We start from the raw sequence: 26052 nt of genomic DNA, 5'->3' as shown, positions 1-26052 counted from the left end.
ATAAGCCTGCAATCCCCGCGCTCGGGTCTAATGTCAACGCCCCCTGACTCCCGTTTCCGAATATTCCGCATGTGACCCTAGGGTGGGCTGTGCCCACCGACGCCACAAATCATCGGCAGAAAAACGCTGCATAGCGCGGCGCAGCTTTTTGCTGTCCGAGTGCATTTGCCTTGTTAGGCATTCTTGCCTCGATAGAATTGGATGGCTAGTTTTGTATCTACGATTTCACGAAGAGCCTTATTGGCTCCTCCATCTCGGACAATAGGGCCATTCCATATTATTGGCCCCCACTGCTCTGGCCACTCCCATTTTTTTACATTTTGATAATCGTTTACATACCTCTCAAGTTCTGCCTTTCTGAATTCTAATATTTCAACAAACTCATAACGAAAGGGGACGTATACTCTATATTTCTTTTCTTTACTATTGTGACGTTCTGCTGCTTTAACATACGCTTCATAACTATAGTTAAACACTGGAGCTTCGGCAGCAATTACAGACCAGAAATGGTATTTTTCACTATATTCTTTATCCTCATACGAATCATGGTGATGCCAAATACCATGAGCTTGAAAGTCATAACAGAGAACTTCTATATTATAAATTTCTTCGAGCCTCGCCACTACGATAGATACAGCTAACATCGCTTCTTCTGATCCTTTAGTGCCTGCCGCCGCGCTTTGGTCACTTTCCAAAAGAAAAAAAAGCTTTCGGATATTTTTTGATTCTCCCAATGATATTCGATGGGCATTTTCTAGATTCGATAAAACCATATTTCTATCATAGTTCCGCAGGTCTATTCCTACGCCCAAGCTATGTTGAGCTAGCTTAATAACCGCCTTTTCAAGTTTTCCGACAATTTGGGGCGGGTTAGTGCTTATTGTCCTCAGTTCAGGAGCTTCTTTTGTCAAACTGTTTTTTTAGCGCCTCTACTTCGAATTCAAAACCGCCTGGCAATTTTGCTTTTGTAACTCTGCTTGTTAAATCTGAGAATTGCCTTTTGAACATGACGGCAACTATCAATGCAACCAACGGCCATGCTGCTGCTTTTATCAGTTCAATAGCCAGCTTTATCCATTCCATACGGTTGCTCGTTTTTTATTGCCTAACACCGTGCTCAGCTGGTGGGCACAGCCCACCCTTGTATGTTCTGTTTCTAAGGAAATACCAGGGAAGGGTATAAAGGGATTTGATGAAGTGTACCTGGGAAGCCGTCCCACCCTGAGGCCTCGAGCCTGTCCGTAGATTGGCTCCCCGCCCGCTTCGCCCATACCGGAGAGTATCCGAGGCCGTGAGCAAAGCTCTTGAGCCTGCAGACACAAGGTCGATAGGCGAGGGTTCAGGGTCGGGGAACCAGGTCACCATCCTAACTGAATTAGAACTGAATTGGAGCACCCAACAATGAAGACCGCCGGAATCGATGTCAGCCACAAAACGGTCACCCTGGTCATCAGCCGTGAGGGGCAGACCGGAAAACCCCGTGAGTTCAACAACACCCCCCACGGGCATGTGGCCCTGATCAACCGCTTGCGCAAGGCTCAGGTCAGCCGCGTCTGTCTGGAGGCCACGGGCCTGTACTACCTTGAGCTGGCCCTGGCTCTGGATGATGCGGGGCTGGACGTGATGGTGATCAACCCCAAGGCCGCCAAACGCTTCGCCGAGGCCATGCCGTCGCGTACCAAGACCGATGCCGTCGATGCCACCGTCCTGGCCCAGTTCGCTCTGCGCATGCCCTTTACTCCCTGGCAACGCCCCGATGCCTTCGCTCTGGCCATCCGTGCCTGTGCCCGCCGCATCGCGGCGCTGAACAAGCTGCGAACCCAGACCAAGAACCAGCTCCATGCCGCTCAGCAAACCGCCACCACCCCCGACTTCCTGATCGCCGATCTACAACAGAGCATCGCCCAACTCGATGCCCACATCGAGCACCTGCGCCAACAGGTCTTGGCCCTCATCGCCGTCAATGAGGAACTCCAACACACCTTCGACCGGCTCGTCAGCGTCACCGGCATCGCCGCCGCTAGCGCCATCCAGCTCCTCGGCGAGCTGCTAGTCCTCCCCGAGAACATGCGGGCCAAGCAATGGGGCGCTCTGGCGGGCCTCGATCCGCGCCAACACCAATCCGGCTCCAGCGTCAACAAAAAACCGCGCCTGTCCAAGGCCGGCAACCGCTACCTGCGCGTCGCGCTCTACATGCCCGCACTCAGCGCGACACGCCATGACCCGAATGTCCGAGCCTACTACCAGCACCTCATCGAAACCCGTGGCCTCAAAAAGATCCAGGCCGTCTGTGCCGTCATGCGCAAGCTCCTGCACGCCATTCATGCCATGCTCAAGAACCGAACCCCCTTCGACAGCAGCCGCTTCTTTACCCCAACCGAGACCGCTGCTTGATAAATCTAATTTATGCGTCGGAGTGCATTTTTGGGGATCAGGAGGCAAATTGGACTTGCACTGGAACAGAGTATCTACGGGTCTGAGAACGCAGAATAGGGTGGAGTTGGGTGCTGGAAAAACCTGCGTCTGATGTCGGCCAGGAGACCCACGGACGCCGCCTCCACCATATCGAAGACCCGCTCGAAACCGCTGGTGACCCCATAGTAGGGATCCGGGACCTCCTGGATCCGCCAGTGCGGGGCGAAGTCCATGAACAGCTTCAACTTGGGTTCGGCCCCAGGCGGACAGATCTGGGAAAGATCATGGAAGTTTCCCAGATCCATGGCAAGCACGTACTCGAACCGCAGGAAATCCTCGGGCTCGACGAGACGGGCGCGCAAATCGCTCAGATCGATCCCGCGGCGCAGGGCCGTCTTCCGGGCCCGCTGGTCCGGAGGCTCCCCGGCGTGATAGGTATGGGTTCCCGCCGAATCGGTCTCGATAACCCCCTGCAATCCTTCCCTCTCCAACAGCTTGCGGAAGACCCCTTGGGCGGTGGGGGAGCGACAGATGTTGCCCATGCACACGAACAACACCCGAACGCGTACTCCTGAGTCCACATCCGATTGACGGTTACTCACTTTTCCTCATCCTCAGAAGCTGTTTGGTTAAAACGGATTCTAGCATCGTGTTGCGTTACGCCCGCGTTTGACGCCGTGCCGGTCCGGGCGCGGTCCTGGGTTATTTGGCGTTGGTTGTGGGATCCGGTGTGTTGGGTTACGGCGCGTTCAGCCCTGTCATTGTGCTTCGGGATCCAACAGCGCGCCTAACCCAACCTACACTTAACGCGAGGCCGCGCGGGCCAGCAGCGCGGGGGGGTAATCTGGGTGTAGGTTGCGTTAAGACGCCGGCACTGACCTGGCAGACGACCAGCGAGCCTTTGGGCGTCGAACGCAACACGTCAAACCCTGTCCCGACGCAGAAGGGATCTTTCTTGTCCCGACGCAGGAGGGATCTTTCCTCTCCGGACAGCGTCAAATCATTCAGGATTGCTGAATGTACCGCCAGGCCGAGCGGACATCCAATCTGTCCCGCAGGCCGTCTCCCGCCAGGTTGACGCACAGCACGACGGAGAGGATCGCAAGTCCCGGGGCCAAGACCAGATGAGGCGCCACCAGCATATAACCTACGCCGTCCCGGATCATGCTACCCCAGGAGGCCTGGGGCGGCTGCACACCGAGTCCGAGGAAGGAGAGGCCCGCTTCGGCGATCACGGCCCCGGCGACGCCGAAGGTCGCCTCTACGATCAGGGGCGCCACCGCCAAGGGCAACAGGTGGCGCAGCAAGACCCGACTGGGTCTCGCCCCCAGGGCACGGGCCGCGACCACATGGTCACGCTGCTTCAGGGACAGGATCTGGGAGCGCGCCAGACGCGCATAGCCGACCCAACCCACGGCGGCCAAGGCGATGATCACATTGTCGATCCCCGGTCCCATGATGCCCGCCAAGGCGATGGCGAGGAGGATGCCGGGAAAGGCGAGAAAGACATCGATGATCCGGACCAGCGTCAAATCCACCCAGCCACCGGCCAGGGCCGCCATTCCGCCTACCAAGGCCCCCAGGACCGTGGACAGAGCCACCACGCCCAGCCCCACGGCGAAGGAGGTGCGGGCGCCAATCAGGAGCCGGTCCAACACCGGTCGGCCCAGGTCATCCTTGCCGAGTGGTGCATCCGGCCCCGGCGGCGCCAGGATCCCGGGCAGCTCGATGCGATCGGGCGTGAGCGGTAGCCAGGGGCTTACTAGGGCAACCAGTGCCCACACCAGCAGGGCGGTGACCGGAAACCAAGCGCCTACCCCCCGCATCAGGCCAGCCGAATCCGGGGGTCTACCCAGGCGTAGACCAGATCTGTCAGGGTGTTTACCAGTACATACGCCAGGCTGATCAGCAGCACGCCGGCCTGAACCACTGGGTAGTCCCGGTTCTGGATGGCTTCCACCAGCAGACTGCCGATCCCCGGCCAGGCGAAGACGGTCTCCGTGATCACGGCCCCACCCAGCAGTCCCCCCAGCTGGAGGCCGATCAGGGTCAGTACCGGCAACCAGGCATTGCGTAAGGCGTGGCGTCGAACCACAGTGGCCTCGGACAGCCCCTTGGCACGGGCGGTGCGGACATAGTCCTCCCCCAATACCTCCAGCACGCTACCGCGCACCATGCGTGCCAGGACCGCCGCCAGCCCCGAGCCCAGGGTGATGGCGGGCAGGATCAGGCTCACCGGGCCGTCGCGCCCGCTCACCGGGGTCCAACCGAGCCACAGGGAAAAGACCAGGATCAACAGGGGCCCGAGCCAGAAATTGGGGATAGAGATACCGAGCAGGGACAGGCCCATGGCCCCGGAGTCGAGCGCCCCGCCCTGATTCCGTGCCGCCAAGACTCCGAGTGGAACCGCCACTACCAGGGCCAGGGCCAGGGCGGCCCCGGCCAGCTCCAGGGTCGCGGGGATACGTTCGGCGAGCAGGTCCGCCACCGGGCGCTGAAACTGGAACGACTGACCCAGATCCAGACGGACCAGCCCGCCGAGATAACGCAGATATTGCTCGCCCAAGGGTCGGTCGAGACCCAAGGCGGCGCGCAATGCCTGCCGATCCGCCGGTCGGGCGCTTTCCCCCAACATGGCCTCCACCGGATCACCCGGCACCAGATGGATCAGCAGGAACACCAGGGTGCAGACGCCGAAGACCACCAGGAGCGCCGAGCCGATGCGAGGCAGAATAAGCCGCATCATGCCTCCTAACAACCGAGCAATCCAGATTGAACCCGGCAGGATAATCCTGTATCGACGCCGGTATGTCCAAAGTCGCGGAACAAAAGAACGTAAAGAAGAAATCCGTCATTCGTTACGGAGCAGGCGAACGCTACGGATTCGACTTGACTATGCTCACATCTGCGCGCCTTCGCACTTTAGAGCCTGTCTGGCTTACGCGTTCGTGGCGAGAGATCAAGGGGTCGAGGCGGATTTTCCGCTCGATTGAGGCAATAGCGGGCCTATTTAACGAAACCGAGCGGGAAAGCTGACCGGGTCTCTTCGATTCCGTACCTTCTCGACTCCGTAGTCGAACAGCCGTATGCCAGACAGGCTCTTAATATGTATCTTCCACCAGGCGCCATCACCGCAGCGGATCAATGTTAACAGCCCTTAGATGTCGGGTCCCGGATGATTGCATAGGATCTAAGATTGGGTTGACTATAGGACGTCTGGACGTCTACCATATCGCCCAATGGAACGGCAAACTACCAGAAATTTCCCCCGACAAGTGAGAGACGCCATCTTTCAGGTTCTATCGCTGACGTCCAAGCTTCATTGACTGTTAAAGAGATAGCGGGCCGAGTGGAACGAATCACTTAGGACCAACGGTTTCGTCTACCTGTATAATTACTTATCCCGCAGAAAATTTGCAACACAAAACGCCCCTTCAGACACTCCAAGAATGGTACGCACAGCAGCCCAGCTGTTTAAAAAAAAGTCCGCGCAATCATCCGGGACCCGACAATTATAAAATACCAGCGGACAGCTTCCATAGTTGTCAAGCGCATAGAGCTAACAGGCAAAATTTGGTGAGAAACAGCCTTTGATGTTCGTTGCTTTGAAGTTCAGCCCTAAAAGGTTACACCAGTTATGAAACCCATAAGCATGAACGTGTGATTATAGGAATCCGAGGTTCGGGTACGCTTATTGCTGGGAGCAGGACCCTTGATTTGAAAGTGAATGACATTGCTTTACGCATAGCTCCACATCAGCCCCATTAGATAAAAAATACCACCGACCGTCCCTTTCGGTTTCTTTTGTATTGTGGATCATGAACGGATAAGCCCAGAATATCTGGATTAATCGTGCTTTTCTTGACATCCTATTCTTCTTCCGTCACTTTCCCTAACGAGCTGCGGGTGATATCGGCCCGGCTCTCCAGATCTACCAACAGGTTCTCGTAGTAGGCGCGGCCAATGTCCCGCGTCAGACCCTTGCGTATCTGGTCACGGGTCGCCTCGTCCAGGTCCTCAAGGGAGCCGTCCACGACTTCGGTCAGGATCACCACGGCACCATCCCCGCTATTCAGGGACAGACTGCCGTAGTTTTCGCTGCCTCGATTCGGGCGACTCAGGGTAAAGGCGAAATCGAGGATTTGTGCCGGTATCTGCTCCGCATCCCGCGCGACTAACCCGAAGTCCTCCACCTGGTAGTCCCCGGCGATCACTGATAGGGTCCCGCCGGCGGTCAGGGCATCCGCCAGTTCAGTGGCCTTGGCAGCGGCCACATCTGCGGCCTGCTTGTCGCGCAGGATGGTCACGATCTCGTCGCGGACCGCATCCAGGGGTTTGGCGGTTGCCTCTTCGTGCTCTAGTACGCGCAGTACAACCGCCTGCAGCTGGTCGTGATCGGGTTCGATGAGATCACTGTTGTTACCTTCCAGGAGCACCTCATCGCTGAAGGCGGCGCCGAGCACCTTGGGGTAAGCCAGGATGCCTTCCCCACCGGAGCGATCGATCCAACCGCTGGTCTGAAGCTCAAGGCCAAGGGCCTCAGCCGCGGGCTCCAGACTGTCCGGCGACTCATAGCTGAGGTTGGCCAGACGCTCGGTCGACTCGAAAAACAGGCCTTCGTTACCACGCTGCTCCAGGTCAGCAATGAGCTCAGGTTTCACCGCTTCGAAGGGCTTGGTCTCCCCCGGATCGATTCCGGTGACCTCGATCAGGTGGTAGCCGAAGCGGCTGCGGATGACCTCGCTGAGTTGGCCCGGGTCGAGGGCAAATGCAGCCTGATCGAGGGCCGGGTCCAGCAACCCCTGCTCGATGAATCCGAGGTCCCCACCCTGCGCCGCCGATCCCGGGTCCTGGGACAGCTCCTTTGCTAAGGCGGCAAAATCCTCCTCACCCGTAATCCGCTCCCGGATCTCTGCGATAGCCGCCTTAGCCGCGTCTTCTTGCGCCGCGTCGGCCCCCGCGTCCAGGGCGATCAGGATATGGCGCACACGACGCCTTTCAGGCTGGGTGAAGCGGTCCTTCTCCGCTTCGTAGTGCTCGCGCAATTCCTGCTCACCGGGTACCTCGGGTGGGGCAATGGATCCGGCATCCAACACCAGGTATTGGATCCGTATCCGCTCCGGAATTTGAAACCGCGACCGGTTCGACTCGTAGTAGGCGGTAACCTCCTCGTCGGAAACCGGCTCTTCGCTCAGGAAGGCGGACTTGGGCACACGGATGAAACTCAGACGCCGTTGTTGACGATCGAGCCGAACGGTCGCTTCGAGCGCTCTGTCCGGCAGGATCTCCGTGGCAACGATGGCCCGCAATAGCTGGGTACCCACGATTTGCCGGCGTAGCTCGTCCTCGAACTGGTGGGGAACCATGCCCTGTAGCTCGAGCATGCGTTCGTAGGTTGGGTTGTCGAACTGCCCGTCCTTCTGAAACGCAGGGTCGCTCAGGATGGAGCCACGCAGCTCCCGATCCGAGGCACGCAACCCCAGATCCTCGGCGGTTTGCATCAGAAGACTGTCCCGAATCATCTGATCGAGCACCTGGCCCCGCATTGCGTTGTCGTCGAACAGCTCCGGACGGTAGGCAGCCCCCAGCCGGTCCCGCAGTCGGGCCTTGAACCCCCGGTAGTGATCGTCGAGCTCGCGTTCGGTGATCTCGACCCCGTTGACCGTCGCCACTACCGGCTCTGCGCCGACCCCCAGATAAGACTGGATACCCCAAAGCGCAAAGGGGATGCTGATGAAGATCACGATCACCCAAGCGATCCAACCCTGGGCACGCTCTCGAATCGTCTGCAACATGGCTGATTGCTTTGGAAATACTCGGGGCTGTTCACACGCGGGTAGTACTTAATATGTAGTGATCGTGTAGTCATCCCACCGAAGAGGGAAAAGGCTCAGTAGCAAGCTCATCACTACACATTAGGCACTACCCACACGCGGCCCCAACGAAAACGGGGTATCCCACAGGATACCCCGCCTCCTCGATGCCGGTTCTGTCATTTTTTGGCGGAGTGGACGGGACTCGAACCCGCGACCCTCGGCGTGACAGGCCGATATTCTAACCAACTGAACTACCACTCCATGCTTACTCGGCACTCCGTGCCCGCCTGGTGGGTGCTGCAGGGCTCGAACCTGCGACCCTCGCCTTGTAAGGGCGATGCTCTCCCGGCTGAGCTAAGCACCCGGAAGACGATACTTTATTGTACTGCATCCTTCAGCGCCTTTCCAGCCTTGAACGTCGGTACTTTCGAGGCGGCGATCTCGATTGTCTCACCTGTTTGGGGATTGCGTCCCGTCCTCGCTGCCCGCTCCTTTACGGAAAAGGTGCCGAAACCGATCACCGATACGGTGTCTCCCTCCTTCAACGCGACGGCGATGGCATCCGTCAAGCCATCCAAGGCCCTACCTGCTGCCGACTTGGAAATGTCCGCTGCCTCCGCCATTACCTCGACAAGATTCGACTTGTTCATTCATCTCCCCTCCCCTGTTGAGTTTAAGGGCCCATCCAATACCCCGTTGGATCCGGCCCTGAATACCGCTCTCGCGTCCGCTGACTCTATAGCGGTCACCCCTATAGCTGTCAACCGACGTCGGTTCCGCACCTGAGTTGCAGCATGTTTACCGGTCGCTCACAACTATATCCTATCGCTTATAGCCTGTCTGGCTTACGCGTTCGTAGCGAGGGATCGAGGGGCAAAAGATAAGATTTTGCGCTCGATCGAGGCGAACAGTGGACCTATTTAACGAGATCGAGCGGGAAATCTGACCGGTCCTTCTCGATTCCGCAGTAGAACAGTCGTAAGCCAGACAGGCTCTTACAGTTTAGTTCAGAGTTCAGTGATGGGTTCGCGCACCTATACCCTGCTCCTTGGCGGCCTCCGGTGTCGGTTCACATGCTTCGGCCTTGGCCGGCTCCGCTGCCTCCGGGTCGGCTGCCTTCACTTCAGGCAGCTCGCTCAAGGCGATATCCAGCACCTCGTCTATCCAGCGCACCGGCCGAATATCCAGATTCTGCTTGATATTCCTGGGAATTTCGGTCAGGTCGCGTGCGTTCTCCTGGGGGATGACTACCGTATCTATCCCGCCGCGATGAGCGGCCAGTAGTTTCTCTTTCAGTCCCCCGATAGGTAACACCTCGCCCCGCAGGGTGATCTCTCCGGTCATGGCCACATTCGAGCGCACGGGGACCTTGATCAGGGCGGAGACCAGGGCCGTGCACATGGCCACTCCGGCGCTGGGTCCATCCTTCGGCGTCGCGCCTTCGGGAACATGGATATGGGCATCGAGCTTCTGGTGGAACTCCAGATCGATCCCTAAGGCCTGGGCGCGGCTGCGCACCACGGTCATGGCTGCCTGGATCGATTCCTGCATCACGTCTCCAAGCTGCCCGGTGTAGGTGAACTTGCCCTTGCCCGGGACCAGGGTGGATTCGATCCGCAGCAGCTCACCCCCCACTTCTGTCCAGGCCAGGCCCGTGACCTGACCCACCTGATCGAACGCGTCCGCGCGCCCGAAACGGTACCGCTGCACCCCCAGGTATTTTTCAAGTGCCTTGGGGGTTACGACCACCGAGGAAACGCGCTTCTTGAGCAGTATATCCTTGACGACCTTACGGCAGATCTTCGAGAGCTCCCGCTCCAGGTTGCGTACACCGGCCTCGCGCGTATAGTAGCGGATAATGTCCCGAACCGTGCTCTCGCGGATGGCGATCTCTGCTTTTTCGAGACCATTGTTCTTCATCTGCTTGGGGATGAGATAGCGATCGGCGATCGCGAGCTTCTCGTCCTCCGTGTAACCGGAAAGACGGATCACTTCCATGCGATCCAAGAGGGCCGGCGGAATATTGAGGGTATTCGCCGTCGCCACGAACATCACCTCCGAGAGGTCGAAATCCACCTCCAGGTAGTGATCGTTGAAGGTGTGGTTCTGCTCCGGGTCCAACACCTCGAGCAACGCGGACGCCGGATCGCCCCGGAAGTCCATGGCCATCTTGTCGATCTCGTCCAGGAGGAAGAGTGCGTTACGCGATCCCACCTTGGATAGATTCTGGATGATCTTCCCCGGCAAGGCACCGATATAGGTGCGCCGGTGGCCGCGGATCTCCGCTTCGTCGCGCACTCCCCCTAAGGACATACGCACGAACTTGCGGTTGGTGGCCCGCGCAATCGAGTGTCCCAGTGAGGTCTTGCCGACCCCGGGGGGGCCGACGAGACACAGGATCGGCCCCTTGAGCTTGCGCACCCGTTGCTGCACGGCCAGGTACTCGAGGATCCGCTCCTTGACCTTCTCCAATCCGTAGTGATCGGCCTCTAATACCGCTTCGGCAACCTTGAGATCGTTACGGATGCGCGTGCGTTTCTTCCAGGGCACGTTGATCAGGGTGTCTACATAGTTGCGAACGACTGCGGCCTCCGCGGACATGGGGGACATGAGTTTGAGCTTGTTGAGCTCCGACTGCGCCTTGGCCTTCACGCCCTTGGGCATGCCCGCCGCTTCGATGCGCTTGCCCAGATCATCGATTTCACTGGGGGCCTCGTCCATCTCGCCCAGTTCCTTCTGGATGGCCTTCATTTGCTCGTTGAGATAGTACTCCCGCTGATTCTTCTCCATCTGCCGCTTCACTCGGCCCCGGATCCGCTTCTCCATCTGGAGGATGTCGTTCTCCGCCTCCATGAGGCCCATGAGATGCTCGAGCCTGGACTGCACCTCGATCACTTCCAGGACGCGCTGCTTCTCGTCCAGCTTCAGGGACATGTGAGCGGCCATGGTATCGGCCAGCCGGCCGGCCACATCGATGCTCGATAAGGACGTCAATACCTCGGGGGGGACCTTCTTGTTGAGCTTGACATATTGGTCGAACAGGCCGATGGCCGAGCGCATCAGGACTTCCTGCTCCCGCTCGTCCGCCTCCATGACCTCGACCAGGAGCAGGATATTGGCGGAGAAGGCGTCTTCGGTGGTGATGAAGGTGTCGATTTGCGCCCGTTGGTTGCCCTCCACCAGCACCTTGACGGTACCGTCCGGAAGCTTGAGCAGCTGCAGGATGCTGGCCAGAGTTCCCACACCATATAAATCCTTGACTCCCGGGTCGTCCACATCCGGGCTCTTCTGTGCGACCAAGAGGATCTGCTTATCGTTCACCATCGCGCTGTCGAGCGCCCGGATGGATTTTTCGCGGCCGACAAACAACGGAATGACCATGTGAGGGTAGACCACCACATCGCGCAGCGGCAAAACCGGTACGTCCTGGGAAACGACCTTATTTATAGAGCCGGGTATATCGTTCTGGGCCATGGAAACTCTGTGCTCAGCTGATGTCTCGCCTCTTTGGTGTGCCATCCTAGGCCTTGGGCTCCGGTCCCGACGGTACCGAAAGAATAGGCAAAACGGAAGTTAAGAATATTGCGTCTGTTCGGGAAAGCTAAGTTCGGGCGCCCGGAGTCTTACTTCAACACCCTTTCGGCCCCACCTGTGGCCGGGTCGCCTGAACCGGCACTCTGCGACCTGAATGCGTCGACCCGATCACCCGGTCAGTCCGACGCGGCGAGCTGTTGGTCGCCCCCATCGTAGATGATGAAGGGGTCGCTCTCGCCTGAAATGACCGAGCCGTCGACGACCACCTTGCTCACATTGTCCATCGACGGCAAGTCGTACATGATGTCGAGGAGGGCTTGCTCCATGATGGTGCGCAGGCCACGGGCGCCGGTCTTGCGATCCATCGACTTGTGTGCGATTGCCGTCAGGGCATCGTCGCGCAGCTCCAAGCCGCACCCTTCCATCTCGAAGAGCCGGGCGTATTGCTTGGTCAGTGCATTTTTGGGCTCGATAAGGATACGCCTCAAGGCCGCTTCGTCCAGCTCTTCGAGCGTAGCGATGACCGGGAGGCGACCGACGAATTCAGGGATCAGGCCGTAGCGAATGAGGTCCTCCGGCTCGACCTCACGCAGGAGCTCGCCGACCTTCTTCTGGTCATCCTCACCCTGTACCTCTGCCGCGAAGCCGATCCCTCCCTTTTTCGAGCGAGTGCGGATCACCTTCTCGAGACCGGCAAAGGCCCCCCCGACGATAAACAGGATGTTGGCGGTATCTACCTGCAGAAATTCCTGCTGCGGATGCTTACGCCCACCCTGGGGCGGTATCGAAGCGACGGTGCCCTCGACGAGCTTCAGCAAGGCCTGCTGCACCCCCTCTCCCGATACGTCGCGGGTGATGGAAGGATTATCCGATTTGCGCGAGATCTTATCGATTTCGTCGATATAGACAATGCCCGTCTGGGCCTTCTCCACATCGTAGTCACACTTCTGCAACAGCTTCTGAATGATGTTCTCCACGTCCTCGCCCACATAGCCTGCCTCGGTCAGGGTGGTGGCATCGGCGATTGTGAAAGGGACGTTCAGCAGGCGCGCCAGGGTCTCGGCGAGCAGCGTCTTGCCGGAACCCGTGGGGCCGATGAGCAGGATATTGCTCTTGGCGATCTCGATATCTTCCTTGGTATCGCCGGCCTCGAGCCGTTTGTAGTGGTTGTAGACGGCGACCGAGAGCACCTTCTTCGCCTGCTCCTGACCGATGACGTACTGATCCAGGATTTCCTTGATCTCGCGGGGCTTGGGCAGCTTGCTGGTCGCCTCGCCGACACTCTCCTCTATCTCCTCGCGGATGATGTCGTTGCACAGATCGACGCATTCGTCGCAGATAAAAACTGAGGGACCTGCGATCAGCTTCCGCACCTCGTGCTGACTCTTACCACAGAACGAGCAGTAAAGCAGCTTGGCATCGTGGTTCTTGCCGCGGTTGTTGCCACTCATGTGCAGTGTTCTCCGAAGAATCTACTCGTACAGTGGTGCTGAAATACCGATAGCATAGGAGTCATTTTTTGCCGCGAATGAACGCCAATGAACGCAAATCGGTTGTAATAAGGTCACATGATCTTTGTCTGTCCGCAGATGACGCAGATGCTCACAGATTGTTTCGTTTTTAATCTGTGAAAATCTGTGGATAGATCGAAGCGACCGGATCATTTTCCCATACTCAATCCGAACCTCGGCGGTTCCGCTTTTTACCATCAATCAACATAGAATCAGTCGAGACCGATTCGCCATCATCGACGGCTCTTGATTCATTTGCGTTGATTTGCGTTAATTTGCGGCTAAATCTTCCGTGAAGATCCTGTTAGTTCAATGTTATCGTTATTAAAGCATCTGTACTAGCCCGCGTAGGGCGGATAAGCTTGCGCCATCCGCCGTATGCCAGCCACCTCCATCGCCCTGCCCGACCCGACCGACGGGCCGCCCTCCGGCGGGTGACGGCGCACCCACCGCCACGGCGATCACGGTTGCTTGGCGTACGCACCTAACCCGCCCTACGGACTTGCCGAGCCCCAACCCCTCTCCCGGCGGGAGGGTGTCGTAAAAGTCATTTCGAACCACAGAGAACGCAGGGAAAGGAATCGGCCAATTCTCTGCGTTCTCTGTGTCCTCTGTGGTTTGAATTTCACGGACTGGCAGCTGACGCCACGTTTTTGCGATACCCTCGGCGGGAGAGGGACTCTTACGGTTACGATGTCAAACTCAATACTCTTTCGCCCAAGTCGGCAAAAACACGATTAAAATTGTTCCTACTGATCTGCATTGTCTTTTCTGCATGACCAAAAACTTTCCCTTCTTCGGCAATTTCATTATCGGTTAACGAAAATACCGGTTTTGATACTTGTTGGCTGATCGCTATCAAAGAATTAAAGTCTGGTATATGCGCCAAGTCATACGGCTTCAGGTCTGTATTCCTCAATGCCAGATCCATCTTCTTTCCATCAATCACGCAGTCTATTTCTTCAAGCGACGGAATGAGACTTTCATTTATTGATTTTCTTATTATATCTATCCATTTTTGGAAGGATTTAGCTGGCTTTTCCTTTCGTGGCCGATACCGTTGTTGAATAGCTCCTAAAAATTTCGGGCTATTATGTATCGGAAAATTTGCCACGGAGAAATCGTTGTCCTCTATAAATCGGATAACATCTTTATGCCATTTTCTTATATTTTTCTCAAGGGATCCTACGGCTTGTAAACAGAAATAATCCGGGGATGTCGGTATAATAAAAACTTTCCATTTTTTCATTTTCAACGGCACCATATCCCAACACAAGCCCGGTAAGATTGCATTGCGGATCGAGGTCGACAATAAGCACCTTTTTATTATGGTTAGCCAGAACCCAACCAAGATTAAAGGCCGTCGTCGTCTTGCTGACTCCACCTTTGTGGTTGAATAAACATACTGATTTTGTCATTTTACCGGCAGATCTCTGTTTACGTGATTTTCTCGTTCCCACGCGCTGCGTGGGAACCTGAAGCTTCGCGCCGCGGAGGGAATCAGGCCTGTATCCCCTATCAACCGATGCGGTTCGCGCCACCCAGTAGAGCCGTCCTGAAAGTTCTCCCGCGCTCACCGCATCCTACGCCCTTTGCCGACTATTCCGGCACCGCGGCGGCCTCCCGTTCGGCGAGGACCTGGTCGACAAGACCATATTCCATGGCCTCCTCGCCGCCCATGAAGCGGTCCCGCTCCGTGTCCTCCGCAACCTTCTCCACCGGCTGCCCGGTATGGTGGGAGAGGATCCGGTTGAGGCGATCACGAATGTGCAGTATCTCGCGAGCGTGAATGTCCACGTCCGTCGCCTGGCCTTGAAAGCCGCCCAAGGGTTGATGGATCATCATCCGCGAGTGCGGCAGACAAAAGCGTTTTCCGGTGGCACCCCCGGCCAGCAACAGGGCACCCATGCTGGCTGCCTGGCCGATACACATGGTGCTCACGTCCGGTCGGATGAAGCGCATGGTGTCATAGATGGCCAGCCCGGCGGTCACCGTACCTCCGGGCGAGTTGATGTAGAGGTGGATATCCTTGTCGGGGTTCTCCGACTCCAGGAAGAGGAGTTGGGCGACCACCAGGTTCGACGTATAGTCTTCCACCGGCCCGACGAGGAAGATGACGCGCTCCTTGAGCAGGCGCGAGTAGATATCGAAAGAACGCTCCCCACGCGCCGTATGCTCGATGACGATGGGGACCAATCCGAGGTTTTTCGGGTCCCACCCATTGTGGTCGGAAACTGTGCTCATAGGCTGTTCGTCGTACCATTTACATTCATAGTTTAGGGTCCGCGTGTGGCCCTATTCCGTGTGACTGCAATGCCCACCGACCGGGCTTCCAGTCAACAGCTGCCCGTCGTTGGCCTCCTGATCGATGCGGTTCGCGGTCTGCCCCCCGTCTGTCGTGCCCCATCTTGCCGTGCCGGTACAGGCAGGTATTCCTGGAGCAGTCGGCAGGCGCTCACCGCATCCTACACACCCTGAAACCTAAGCATGACGACCGCGGAGCTCATTCGACTGCCGCGGCTGTGCTCAGCTTCTCGAAGGTCGTCGGTTCGTCCTCGACCCTTATCTGGTCCAGCACCCAGTCGACCACCTGGTTCTCCAGGGTGAGGGACTCTACCGGGGCCAGGCGTTCCTGGTCGGCATAGAAATAGTCGATGGCCTGCTGTGGATTTTCATAGGTCGAGGCCAAACCTTCCACCATCTCCCGTACCCGTTTCGGATCGACCTCGATGCCGTTGGCCTTGATGAGCTCACCGACAATCAGACCGAGCGCCACCCGCCGACTGGCCCGATCCCGAAACAGGTCGTCGGGGAGCTCGAAGTTACTGCCTCTCAAATTCCGACGAATCTGCTGCTTGAGTGCCCCGATCTCCTCCCGGACAAGGGCCTCCGGAAGGTCGATCCGGTTTACTTCCAACAACAGGTCCATGACCTGCTCTTTGACCCTGGCCTGGATCAACTCCTTAAGCTCACGCTCCATGTTCTGGCGCAGCTCCAGGCGGAACCCGTCCAGGTCTCCATCCGGGAAACCCAAGCCTCTCGCGAAATCCGCATTCAGCTCAGGCAGCACCGGTTCGGCAACCTCGCCGACCCGGACAGTGAAGACGACCGGCTTCCCACTCAAGTGTTCGGACGGATGCTGGTCCGGAAAATCCGGAAAAGTGAGGTCCAGCCGTCGCTCGTCCCCCGCCTGTACCCCCACCAGACCCTCTTCGAAACCGGGGAGCATGTCCCCGAGACCGAGCTCGACCTCGATATCCTCCGCGGAGCCACCCTCGAACGGCTCGCCGTCCAGCGTTCCGGTATAGGAGATCTTGAGTCGATCGCTTAACTGGGCCGGACGTTCCACGACCGACCAGGTCCTTTGCTGCTCACGCAACCGCATGAGCATGGCTTCCAGATCCGCATCCGCCACCTCGGCCACTGGCCGCTTGAGGGTCTTGCCGTCCAGACGACCCAGCTCGAACCGGGGCAATACCTCGAACACCGCCCTATAGGCATAGCGCCGGGCGGACACGTCCATGTCGGGTTCGATCCGCGGAACCCCAACCGGTCGCAGTTCCTCCTTGGCAACGGCCTCGGAAAAGCTGGTTCGCATCAGCTCGCCGAAGACTTCTTGGCGCATTTGCCCACCGTAACGCTGACGCAAGACCTTCAGCGGCACCTTGCCGGGGCGGAATCCCGGCACCCTGGCGGAATGGGCGAATTCACGCAGGCGCTTTTCCACCTCGGCATCGACCTGATCCGCTTCCAGGCCGACGGTCATCCGCCGCTCCAGCCCTTGCCCGTTTTCCACTGCTACTTGCATCGTCTTTCTTTACTCCAAGCCGGTGCCGGGAAACCAACGACCCATTGCCCGCTGCCGCTTCACGTTCGATAACCAATCGGACCTCGTCTCATAACCCCGGATAGCTTCCGACGCAGATGAACGCAAACACAGGATACGTCTGCTCGTGTCCGGCTCGCTCATTGTGGTCCGGATCCGGGTCGATGTCGATGCGTGGTTCAATTAGGCCAATCTTAGCCGATTTGCCGGCTAAGCCGCCTCTGGTCGTGGAGTAGATTGTAAACCGCAACGGCGCAGAAGAATTACCAAAATCGCACTCAATGCCCCTCGCGGGTCATGCGTTCGAGGCGGCTTGCAGCCAGACGTGCCTCGGTGGTATCCGGAAACCTCTCGATCATGTTCTGCAATATTCTGCGCGCCCGTTGCCAATCGCCCTTCTCGTAGTGGATGTAACCGATTTTCAACAGGGATGCCGAGACCTTGGGACTCAGTGGATAGTCTGTTGTTACGCGCTGAAATTGGGTCAGCGCAGTCGCATAGTCGCGCTTGACATAGTTGGTCTCACCCAGCCAATAACGTGCATTGTCCGCAAACTCGCCGTTCGGATAGCGCGCCAGCAGGTCTTCGAATCCCCGTACCGCCTCTCCATAGCGGCGCTGCTTGAGTAGATCGAAGGCGTTATGGTAGGCCTGCTGTTCCTCGTTCGGCGTACCCGAAACCGGCGGGGAGTGTGTCGATGGCGCATCAGCCGCGGCCAGATCTTGCGGTGCCTGTAAGGCTTCCCTACCAATGGTATTCCCGGATGCCGGTGGGGGCGAGGTGCCTGCCGATCGATCCCGCAGGCGTGCGTCCAGGTCCAGGTATTGTTCCCGTTGCCGGCGTTTCAGGGTGGAAAGCGCGTGCTCCTGTAAATCGACCCGACCGTGTAATCGCTGCACTTCCTGTTGCAGGCGTTGAATCTGCAGCAGCAGGTCGGATAGGCGCTGATCGGCGGCAACCGAGAACGCCGGTATCAAGATGCAGACCAAAACGGAGAGGATTGCCCGCAAGCTCATCACCGCTATCTCAATAGACCAGCTCGACGCGCCTGTTCAAGGCCCAGGCGGACTCGTCGTGATCCGGGTCTAGGGGGCGCTCCTCGCCGTAGCTCATGGTGCGGAGCCGGCTGTCCGGTACCCCTTCAGCGAGCAGGAAGCTGCGCACGGTGCCCGCGCGTTGGTCTCCCAGGGCCAGGTTGTACTCCCGGGTACCGCGTTCGTCGGTATGGCCGTCCAGGGTCACCGAGGCGGCGGAATCCGCAGCCAGATAGGACGCATGGGCGCGTAGGATATGGAGGAACTGGGGCTGTATGTCGCTACTGTCATATTCAAAGTAGATCGTGCGCTGGGAGAGGGGGCTCGATGGATCCTTCAGGTCTGCCGCCCGGTACCCGCCTTGCCTACCTGGGGGGGACGCAACGGCGGTACCGGCGGGTCCTCTAACGGTGGAACCCGTCGGCGCTTGCCGGTCGATGGGCTGGGTGGGACAACCGCTCAATGAGAGGACCGCCGACAGTGCGATCAGCGTGGTGCCGAGCGTCTTGTGCAAGCTCATTTTCATCTGGGTGAGGGATCAAGAAGCGTCGATGATAGCGGGCCGATTGCGACCGATTTGCGTTGATTGGCGGTAAACAGCGGAACTGCCGAGGTTCGGATTGAGTATGGGAAAATGATGCGGTTGCTTCGATCTATCCGCGGATCACACGGATTTTCACAGATTAAAAACGCAACCATCCGTGAGCATCTGCGTCATCTGCGGACAGTAAAGATCATGTGATCTTTTGCGATCGATTGGCGTTCATTTGCGGCAAAAAAATGTTTCCCATGTTATCGGTACTTCGGTATTGCCATACTAGGTTACGGCGAATCGGGTCGCGTAGCCAAATCCATCCAAGGCAGCCGCAGGCCGTTCGGATCGGTACCACTGTCTCCTATTAGCGAGCCCCTATTAGCAAGCAGGGCTAACGTAACAGGGGGGACCAGGCCGGCTCGCGCACGTCGCTCAGCCCCTGAGACAACCGCTGGCTGACGGACCCATCCACCGAGACCGCGGACAGAATGCTTCGGCCACCATGCAGCGTCGCATAAATTACCATGGTGCCGTTGGGAGCAAAACTCGGGGACTCGTCCAACCTGCCGCTGCTCAGCGACCGCATCGTCCCGGTATTCAAATCCAACAGGCCGATGCGAAAGCTGCCGTCGATCCGGGTCACGCACAGGATGGAACGGCCGTCCGGCGCATAGGAGGCGCGGCCATTATAGTCGTTTTCGAAGGTGACCCGTGCCGCGGTCCCCCCGGTGGCCGGGATGCGATAGATTTGAGGACTCCCGCCGCGGTTGGAGGTGAAGATGATGTGGCGGCCGTCAGGCGACCAGGCGGGTTCGGTGTCGATGGCGAAGTGGTCTGTGACCTGACGCAGGTTGCGGCTTACCAGATCCAAGACATAGATGTCCGGGTTACCGCCCTTCGACAGGGTCATGGCCAAGCTGCGGCCATCCGGCGACCAGGCCGGGGACCCATTGATGCCCTTGAAGCCCGCGATTCGTTCCCGTCGGCCCGTGGCCATCTCCTGGAGGTAGATGGCGGTCCGGCGATTCTCGAAGGATACATAGGCCAGCTGACGTCCGTTCGGTGACCAGGCCGGGGACATGATGGGGTCACGGGAGGACACGATGGTCTGCGGATTGTGGCCGTCCGCGTCCGCCACCTCGAGCTTGATCCGTTGGCCACCCCGATTTCCATCGGAGGTTACATAGGCGATACGGGTGGCGGCAACCCCCGGAGAGCCGGTCAGCCGCTCGTAGATCATGTCGGCGATTCGGTGCGCGGCATATCGCAGCTCCGAAGCGCGGCTGGTAAAGGTCATGGCCGCCAGCTGCTTACCGCGAAAGACATCGAACAGGACGCAGCTGACATCGTAGCCGCCCACGGCCGCCCGCTCGACCTTGCCGATGACCAGATTGTCCATCGCCACCAGGCGCCAGTCGCGCAGGTCCACCTCCTCGGCTGTGTGGGGGGTAGCCATCATGTCACGGCGGGGCATGGGCCGGAAACGCCCGGTTCGGGCCAGATCGGCTGCAATAACGGCTGCCACATCTTCGGCAAGCACCCCACCGCCCTCAGGCCCCGCGAAAGGGACGATGGCGATGGGCTGGGCCCCTTCGGTGCCACCGGTGATCTCGATGGTGAGGCGGGCCTGGACCCCGATCGACCAGATCAGCAGGAACAGTAGCGAGAGAACGGACAGTGGTTTCATGGGTTGTTTTTTTAGTGATCAGTGGCTAGTGGTCACCAATCACCGGTTATCGACCACTAAACGCTGAGGTGTGTGAGCCAGAAGATACTATAAATCCGCAATATCGGTTGAAGCCGGGTGCTAGGCGCCAGAAGACATCACCCTCACCGATTATGCCCCCAAGCCAGCGAGCTGGTTGAATTGAAGGTGATGCGGCCAGTCGATTTTCATGGCCCTATCGGGAGTATCATGTCGCTTCTTTTCCCTTTTGACCCTTGTTCTTCTCTTGGGAATGCCTGTGTGACTGATGCTGATGAAGCGATTCTTATAGCCAGCCAGGAAGGAACTTTCATCCCAGAACACCTTGCCGACCTCTTGACAATATTTGATAAAACACTGGGTTCCCATCAGCTGTTTAACGATCTGGTTCCATGCATCCTTAGTACGCTTGATCTCGATATACAGGATACATTTCCTTTCCGCACTGATGATGACGTAATCAGCACGTTTGCATTCACCATGCAGCCCTTTGAAGATGTCATCCGGTGAGCGAAAGGCGTCCACTTTGATTACTATCGCATCGGCCGGCAGACTGCGAATGGTCGCACTGGAATCGGGCGCTTGGGGTTCGCGAAGCCTGACGAGTGGTTTGCCATAATCTTCTTGCAGCGGCACCAGCGCGGTATCCCGGATCATCTGGGAGAGGATGTCCATGTCCATCATGATTCATCATCCCCCCAGACGATTTCTTCCTGGATGCGGTTCATATCCTCTATGGTCTTATCGAAACTCCTGGCCTCTATTCCATACTTGCCGTCGATATCGGCCGGAACAAGCGTCGGATATCGACCGCGCTTTTTTGCGCCATCCGGCTCGATGAGGGCCTCTTCCGCTATGTACACCCGTACTTTTTCAGGGGCGAGCAGCTCCGATGCTCCATAGTGCTCGCGTTCCGCCAGCGCCTGCAACCGTTCTCCACCCTGATTGAGCATAATCAGGGTATTCAGCTCCTTGATGATGTAGTCACTATGGGTCGTGATGAATACCTTGATGCCGAGGTTGACCAGTCTTGCAAAGAGGCGGGCAATCCTTCGTTGATTCTCCGGATGGAGATTCAGCTCCGGCTCGTCGATCATGAGCAGATCGCCCGGTGCGACTACATGGCGGAGATAGAATCCGATATCCAGGAGTGAACGCACGGCACTGGAGCTCTCATCCATGGTCAGCCTGACGCGCTTGCCCTTTGGAAGGTAATAGATATCATCGTCTTTTGTTGCCAGGTAGTCACCGCCGATAATGTCAGCAAAGTCATGCAAGATTTCTGTATGATCTTTTGAAATAAAACTCTCTTTTTTAGTGAGCCTTTCGAGCCGGCTATTAAATTCAACATTCGACGTGACTGGCAGAGCATAATCTTTATAGGCCCCAAATAATAGATCAAAAAAGTTTCTCTTCTTTTCCGTTGAAGTCATTTCTTCAAGCAGGCCATTAAAGTTGAGTTCCTTTCTGAAGATCGCGGCGCCGGTGCGTTCCGCACTGGCAATGAAAGGACGCGGAAAAAGATTTCCAAAAATAATATCTTTCAAGGCATTGCTGATGGTCCTGCTGATGACATCCGGCGGTATTCCGACCTTTTCTTTCTCGACCAGCAGGGAAATCGTGACCAGTTGGGAATCGGCCTTTTTTGCAATGGAAAAGAGTTGCGCTTTCGCGGCCCCCATGGTGCGTTCAAAGGTCGGATTCGGCTGGATGTCACTTGGATCGAGGTCAACGGAAAAATGGCTATCAGAGAAATGCTTATCCGGTGAGGCAAAAATACGTGGGAGCTGTTCGGTGAATTCTCCGCACCAATCTTTCAGTATGGTCGGTGCCTTGTCGACGTAGGTGTTCAGATCCAGATCAATACTACCTTCACTCAAAAGACGCTGGACATCTTTATCCGGTACTTCAATGGAAAAGGCATCTCGCCAGAGGGATAGAAACCCGAACAAGGCATAGGTTGCATAGGTTTTACCAGTATTGTTGTGACCGCAAATAATCGTCAACTCGCCGAGGGCAAATTCTGCCTGTTTGATGACGCCCAGATTCTTTATTGAAATCTTCATATCGCTTTACTCCTTAAACCTGCATCCGTTTGCCTTCGCAGGCTCCTTCCGGTCCAATCTTCTGGTGATTGGTAGCTGATAGCTGGATCCCCTCTCCCCAACCCCTCTCCCGGAGAAGGTGTCGCAAAAGCCCGTAGGATGTGGTGAGTGCAGCGAACCGCATCGATTTTTCTCACACAAAGCCTCAAAGACACGAAGAATGCCTCTCTGTCGCCGTTGAAATCCGCAAGCTTTTCATCTTAAGACCAGGATACGACGCTTCCTATCGCTCCCCTTTTTATCCTTGTATCTCTTTGTGCCTTTGTGTCTCTGTGCGATGTAAAAAACTTTCGCGCCGATTCGCGCGATTCGTAGTTTTTGTTCCCGGTTTTTGTGCGCAGCTGTACCAGCAACTCCCCATCAGGGCTTGAAGTCCAACCTCAGATTCCTGAACTGTCCGAACAACTGCCCGGAGGGTACGGGTAGGGGAGAGGCCTTGTAGACAGCGGTCACCACGGAGCGATCGAATGCCGGGTTGCCGCTGCTGCGGATCACCCGCACACCGGCGGGAACCACTTCTCCGCCCGGGATGAGTCTGACCTCTACCAGGCACGAGAGGTCCCGCCCCATACCCGGCTGACGGACCCAGTTTCGGCGGATACGCTCTCGGATCGCGTTCGTGTAGACGCCCAACTCGCCGGCGGCTGCTTGTTCCGCCTCCAAGGCTGCCAGCAGATCCGCCTCCCGCGCCCGTTGGGCCTCCTCCTTGGCCTTGCGTTTGGCCTCCGCTTGGCGCTGAGCGGCTTGCTTGGCCTTGCGTTCGGCTTCGGCCCGTTGCCGGGCCTCCTCTTCGGCCTTGCGCTTGGCCTCCGCTTGGCGTTGAGCGGCTTGCTTGGCCTTGCGTTCGGCTTCGGCCTGTCGTCGAGCCCTTTCCTCGGCCTTGCGCTTGGCCTCTGCTTGGCGCTGAGCGGCCTGCTTGGCCTTGCGTTCGGCTTCGGCCTGTTGCCGGGTCTTCTCTTCGGCCTTACGCTTGGCCTCCGCTCGGCGCTGAGCGGCTTCCTTGGCCTTACGTTCGGCTTCGGCCTGTTGCCGGGCCTTCTCTTCGGCTTTACGCTTGGCCTCCGCTCGGCGCTGAGCGGCTTCCTTGGCCTTACGTTCGGCTTCGGCCTGTTGTCGTGTCTCCTCTTCGGCCTTGCGCTTGGCCTCCGTCTGATGTTGGGCCGCGACCTTCGCCTCTACGGCCTCAGTACTGACGATGGTGGCTTGTACAACCCGCGGCTCGCTCCGTACCTCATCGAAGGTAGCCAACCAGTCCACACTCACCAGGGTAAACGCCGCCAAGATCAGGTGCAGCAACAGGGCGGCCCCGAAGGCCCGCGGGTTCCTGCGCAGGATTTGCCACATCTCTTAAGTACAGGTGCTCTCAACTACCGATAACAGCGAGCCGGCAGGATCCCCACGGAAGATTTGTCCGCAAATAAACGCAAAACGAAACAATCTGCGAGAATCTGCGTAATCTGTGGACAGAAAAGACCGTGTGATCCTTTGCGACCGATTTGCGTTCATTGGCGTTCATTTGCGGCAAAAAAATGATTCCCATGTTATCGGTACTGCTGCACTAGGGCCCGAGGCGTTCCAGCGGGGTTGTGATCAGACCGACGCTCGGAGCCCCCGCGGCCTGGGCCAGCACCATGGCCTCCACCACGCGCCCATAGTCCACGGCGGTGTCGCCCCTAATCATGATGGGTACCCTGGGGTTGTGCTTGAGCACCGTACTGACCCGGGCCAGTAGGGTCTCTCGATCCATCGGCTGGTGCTTGGCCTCCCCTACATCCAGGTAGAGGTCCCCGAACTGATCCACGGTGATGATGACCGGCTCCGAGGTCTCTTCGGAGATGACCTCGGCGTTTGCCTGAGGCAGGTCGACCTTGACGCCCTGGGTAATCAGGGGCGCGGTCACCATGAAGATCACCAGCAACACCAACATCACGTCGATGTAGGGCACGACGTTGATCTCGGACATGAACCGGCGGTGCAGGCGCGACCTTCGCATCCGGAGCGCTCCCATTCGTCCCGTAGGTCCCTTCAGCCCCGCCCCTGGCGTTGCAGTAGAGTCGAGAACTCTTCCATGAATTCCTGGTAGCGGTTGTTCAGCCGCTCCACCTGGTTGGCGTAGCGGTTGTATGCGACCACCGCCGGGATGGCGGCGAACAGCCCGATGGCGGTTGCCACCAGGGCCTCGGAGATGCCCGGCGCCACCAGGGCCAGGGTCGCCTGCTTGACGTTTCCTAGGGCATGGAATGCATGCATGATGCCCCACACGGTGCCGAACAGGCCCACATAAGGGCTGGTGGAGCCTACGGTAGCGAGGAAGGGCAGATTGACCTCCAGGCAGTCCATCTCGCGGCTCAGGGCGACGCGCATGGAGCGTTCGGTGCCCTGGAGGACGGCCATGAGATCCCCGTTGTCGCCCTTACGCAGGCGCATGTACTCCTTGAAGCCGGCCCGGAAGATGGCGGCCGACCCACTCACGCCCCGCGGGTCCCGCTCCAGGTCTCGGTAGAGGGCGCCGAGGTCGCCGCCGGACCAGAAGTGTTGCTCGAAATCGTCTGTGGTCTGCCGCGCCCGCTTCAGGACCCGGGCGCGGTCGAAGATCATGGTCCAGGAGATGATCGAGGCTAGCACCAGGGACACGAGCACCAATTGCACCACGATGCTGGCGTTGAGTACTAGGTCAAGGAGGGAGAGCTCAGCATACATCGACGATCTCCGCCAGCAGCCGTTCCGGTAGGCGAGTGGGACGCAGAGTCTTTTCGTCTATACAGGCAACCTTTATCCGACCCCGGCAGCAGAGGGTGGTGTCTGCCGTGCGGCGTATCTCCTGCACGAAATCCATGCTTGCCTTGCCGCCGGCACGGAGGTCGACGGTGACCGTCAGCAGGTCGTTGAACACTGCCGGGCGTAGGTACGCGATTTCCGCGTGTCGCACGACGAACAGCAGACCCTCGCGCAGCCGCAGTGCGTCCAGCTCGAAGTCCAGGCTGCGTAGCCATTCGGTGCGCGCTCGCTCCATGAACCTAAGGAAGTTGGCATAATAGACCGTACCACCGACGTCCGTGTCATCGTAGTAGACCCGCACCGGCAGGGAAAATCTCGGCTCGCCTTCGTTACTCGACACAGCACACCTGGAAAATTTGAAAAAACCCGATAGGGGCATCTTATCTGGACTCCTCCGCGTTGCAAGGGGATCTGTCGTGTTATAGGGTTGAGGCGGGTGGAGTCGCTTATCCCACGCGGACCACGTGAAGTTTTCAAGCTGCCTTTTTGAGAGATTGCCTAAGAACCAACGCTTTGATCGATATATTCGTAGGGAACGGCCTCCGTGCCGTTCCGCAAACTGTTCGGAACGCCACGGAGGGCGTTCCCTACAGCAAAATCATGCGAAATGGGGTAGTAGAGTTAGCTTTCAACCCATCCGGCCGGATAGAAGACAAGGCTACATCGTGAAAAATCAATGGGCTGGTTTTTAGACGACCTCTGAAAGAAGGTATTAGACTCCCTTAGAGTAACCGGCATCTTTACCAATGAGTCGAGTCTGTGCATTGCGCAAAAGGGAGGGATTCCCCGTTTT

At 57.8% G+C, this 26052-nt stretch carries 23 protein-coding genes and 2 tRNA genes; 1 reads left to right on the top strand and 24 read right to left on the bottom strand.

Annotated elements, in window-relative coordinates:
• Positions 1-173 precede the first annotated feature (173 nt).
• Positions 174-911, bottom strand: a complete 738-nt coding sequence (locus tag E1958_RS11830) for a hypothetical protein (RefSeq protein WP_133512058.1) — start codon at positions 909-911, stop codon at positions 174-176.
• Positions 892-1083, bottom strand: a complete 192-nt coding sequence (locus tag E1958_RS11825) for a hypothetical protein (protein WP_133512057.1) — start codon at positions 1081-1083, stop codon at positions 892-894. Before E1958_RS11825 ends, E1958_RS11830 begins: the two co-directional genes overlap by 20 nt.
• A gap of 318 nt (positions 1084-1401) precedes the next feature.
• Between E1958_RS11825 and E1958_RS11820 the strand changes: the two genes are divergently transcribed.
• Complete coding sequence (locus tag E1958_RS11820; RefSeq protein ID WP_133512056.1) at positions 1402-2394, top strand: IS110 family RNA-guided transposase; 993 nt, start codon at positions 1402-1404, stop codon at positions 2392-2394.
• 74 nt (positions 2395-2468) lie between these two features.
• Here the strand turns inward: E1958_RS11820 and E1958_RS11815 are convergent, their stop codons facing one another.
• The 22 genes from E1958_RS11815 to ybgC form a co-directional block, all read right to left on the bottom strand.
• Positions 2469-3017: a low molecular weight protein-tyrosine-phosphatase gene (locus E1958_RS11815; RefSeq protein WP_256091596.1), complete on the bottom strand. Its 549-nt coding sequence runs from the start codon at positions 3015-3017 to the stop codon at positions 2469-2471.
• A gap of 402 nt (positions 3018-3419) precedes the next feature.
• Positions 3420-4241, bottom strand: coding sequence for an ABC transporter permease (locus tag E1958_RS11810; RefSeq protein WP_133512055.1), 822 nt, complete (start codon positions 4239-4241; stop codon positions 3420-3422).
• Complete coding sequence (gene nikB, locus E1958_RS11805; protein ID WP_133512054.1) at positions 4241-5161, bottom strand: nickel ABC transporter permease; 921 nt, start codon at positions 5159-5161, stop codon at positions 4241-4243. Before nikB ends, E1958_RS11810 begins: the two co-directional genes overlap by 1 nt.
• A 1123-nt stretch (positions 5162-6284) precedes the next feature.
• The gene (locus E1958_RS11800; protein WP_133512053.1) at positions 6285-8210 is read right to left on the bottom strand and encodes a SurA N-terminal domain-containing protein; all 1926 of its coding nucleotides are present in this window, start codon (positions 8208-8210) and stop codon (positions 6285-6287) included.
• A gap of 205 nt (positions 8211-8415) precedes the next feature.
• Positions 8416-8492, bottom strand: a tRNA-Asp gene (locus E1958_RS11795).
• A 27-nt stretch (positions 8493-8519) separates the two neighbouring features.
• Positions 8520-8595 (bottom strand) — tRNA-Val (locus E1958_RS11790).
• Positions 8596-8608: 13 nt separating this feature from the next.
• On the bottom strand, positions 8609-8881 hold the full coding sequence (locus E1958_RS11785; RefSeq protein ID WP_089724131.1) for an HU family DNA-binding protein: 273 nt from the start codon (positions 8879-8881) through the stop codon (positions 8609-8611).
• 364 nt (positions 8882-9245) lie between these two features.
• Positions 9246-11705, bottom strand: a complete 2460-nt coding sequence (gene lon / locus E1958_RS11780) for an endopeptidase La (protein ID WP_133512052.1) — start codon at positions 11703-11705, stop codon at positions 9246-9248.
• 236 nt (positions 11706-11941) lie between these two features.
• Positions 11942-13216 carry an ATP-dependent Clp protease ATP-binding subunit ClpX gene (gene clpX, locus E1958_RS11775; protein ID WP_133512051.1) on the bottom strand — a complete coding sequence of 425 codons (1275 nt, stop codon included), beginning with the start codon at positions 13214-13216 and terminating at the stop codon, positions 11942-11944.
• A 748-nt stretch (positions 13217-13964) separates the two neighbouring features.
• The gene (locus tag E1958_RS11770) at positions 13965-14525 is read right to left on the bottom strand and encodes a hypothetical protein (RefSeq protein WP_207787697.1); all 561 of its coding nucleotides are present in this window, start codon (positions 14523-14525) and stop codon (positions 13965-13967) included.
• A complete protein-coding gene (locus tag E1958_RS20895; RefSeq protein ID WP_207787698.1) occupies positions 14452-14853 on the bottom strand; it encodes an AAA family ATPase in 402 nt (133 codons plus the stop codon). The genes E1958_RS11770 and E1958_RS20895 overlap by 74 nt, the downstream gene beginning before the upstream one ends.
• A gap of 22 nt (positions 14854-14875) precedes the next feature.
• Positions 14876-15520, bottom strand: coding sequence for an ATP-dependent Clp endopeptidase proteolytic subunit ClpP (gene clpP, locus E1958_RS11765; RefSeq protein WP_133512050.1), 645 nt, complete (start codon positions 15518-15520; stop codon positions 14876-14878).
• A gap of 259 nt (positions 15521-15779) precedes the next feature.
• Positions 15780-17084 carry a trigger factor gene (gene tig, locus E1958_RS11760; RefSeq protein ID WP_133512049.1) on the bottom strand — a complete coding sequence of 435 codons (1305 nt, stop codon included), beginning with the start codon at positions 17082-17084 and terminating at the stop codon, positions 15780-15782.
• A gap of 296 nt (positions 17085-17380) precedes the next feature.
• On the bottom strand, positions 17381-18118 hold the full coding sequence (gene ybgF / locus E1958_RS11755) for a tol-pal system protein YbgF (protein ID WP_089724138.1): 738 nt from the start codon (positions 18116-18118) through the stop codon (positions 17381-17383).
• A 10-nt stretch (positions 18119-18128) separates the two neighbouring features.
• Entirely contained in the window at positions 18129-18662 is a 534-nt protein-coding gene (gene pal, locus E1958_RS11750; RefSeq protein WP_133512048.1) for a peptidoglycan-associated lipoprotein Pal, read from the bottom strand.
• Positions 18663-19062: 400 nt separating this feature from the next.
• The gene (gene tolB / locus E1958_RS11745; RefSeq protein ID WP_133512047.1) at positions 19063-20358 is read right to left on the bottom strand and encodes a Tol-Pal system beta propeller repeat protein TolB; all 1296 of its coding nucleotides are present in this window, start codon (positions 20356-20358) and stop codon (positions 19063-19065) included.
• 150 nt (positions 20359-20508) lie between these two features.
• On the bottom strand, positions 20509-21060 hold the full coding sequence (locus E1958_RS11740) for a hypothetical protein (RefSeq protein ID WP_133512046.1): 552 nt from the start codon (positions 21058-21060) through the stop codon (positions 20509-20511).
• Complete coding sequence (locus E1958_RS11735) at positions 21057-22442, bottom strand: AAA family ATPase (protein ID WP_133512045.1); 1386 nt, start codon at positions 22440-22442, stop codon at positions 21057-21059. The genes E1958_RS11740 and E1958_RS11735 overlap by 4 nt, the downstream gene beginning before the upstream one ends.
• Positions 22443-22841: 399 nt before the next feature.
• Positions 22842-23825 (bottom strand): cell envelope integrity protein TolA, encoded by a 984-nt coding sequence (gene tolA, locus E1958_RS11730; RefSeq protein ID WP_133512044.1) that lies wholly within the window; start codon positions 23823-23825, stop codon positions 22842-22844.
• Positions 23826-24039: 214 nt separating this feature from the next.
• Positions 24040-24474 (bottom strand): protein TolR, encoded by a 435-nt coding sequence (gene tolR, locus E1958_RS11725; protein WP_243448382.1) that lies wholly within the window; start codon positions 24472-24474, stop codon positions 24040-24042.
• Positions 24475-24506: 32 nt separating this feature from the next.
• Positions 24507-25181: a protein TolQ gene (gene tolQ, locus E1958_RS11720; RefSeq protein WP_133512043.1), complete on the bottom strand. Its 675-nt coding sequence runs from the start codon at positions 25179-25181 to the stop codon at positions 24507-24509.
• Entirely contained in the window at positions 25171-25599 is a 429-nt protein-coding gene (gene ybgC, locus E1958_RS11715; protein ID WP_243725265.1) for a tol-pal system-associated acyl-CoA thioesterase, read from the bottom strand. Before ybgC ends, tolQ begins: the two co-directional genes overlap by 11 nt.
• Positions 25600-26052: the final 453 nt, after the last annotated feature.

Origin of the sequence: Candidatus Thiosymbion oneisti, from assembly GCF_004359955.1 — a bacterium.
In the GTDB taxonomy this organism is placed as follows: domain Bacteria; phylum Pseudomonadota; class Gammaproteobacteria; order Chromatiales; family Chromatiaceae; genus Thiosymbion; species Thiosymbion oneisti.
Note: the sequence above shows the minus strand (reverse complement) of the source record. Positions and strands in the feature narration are given on the sequence as shown.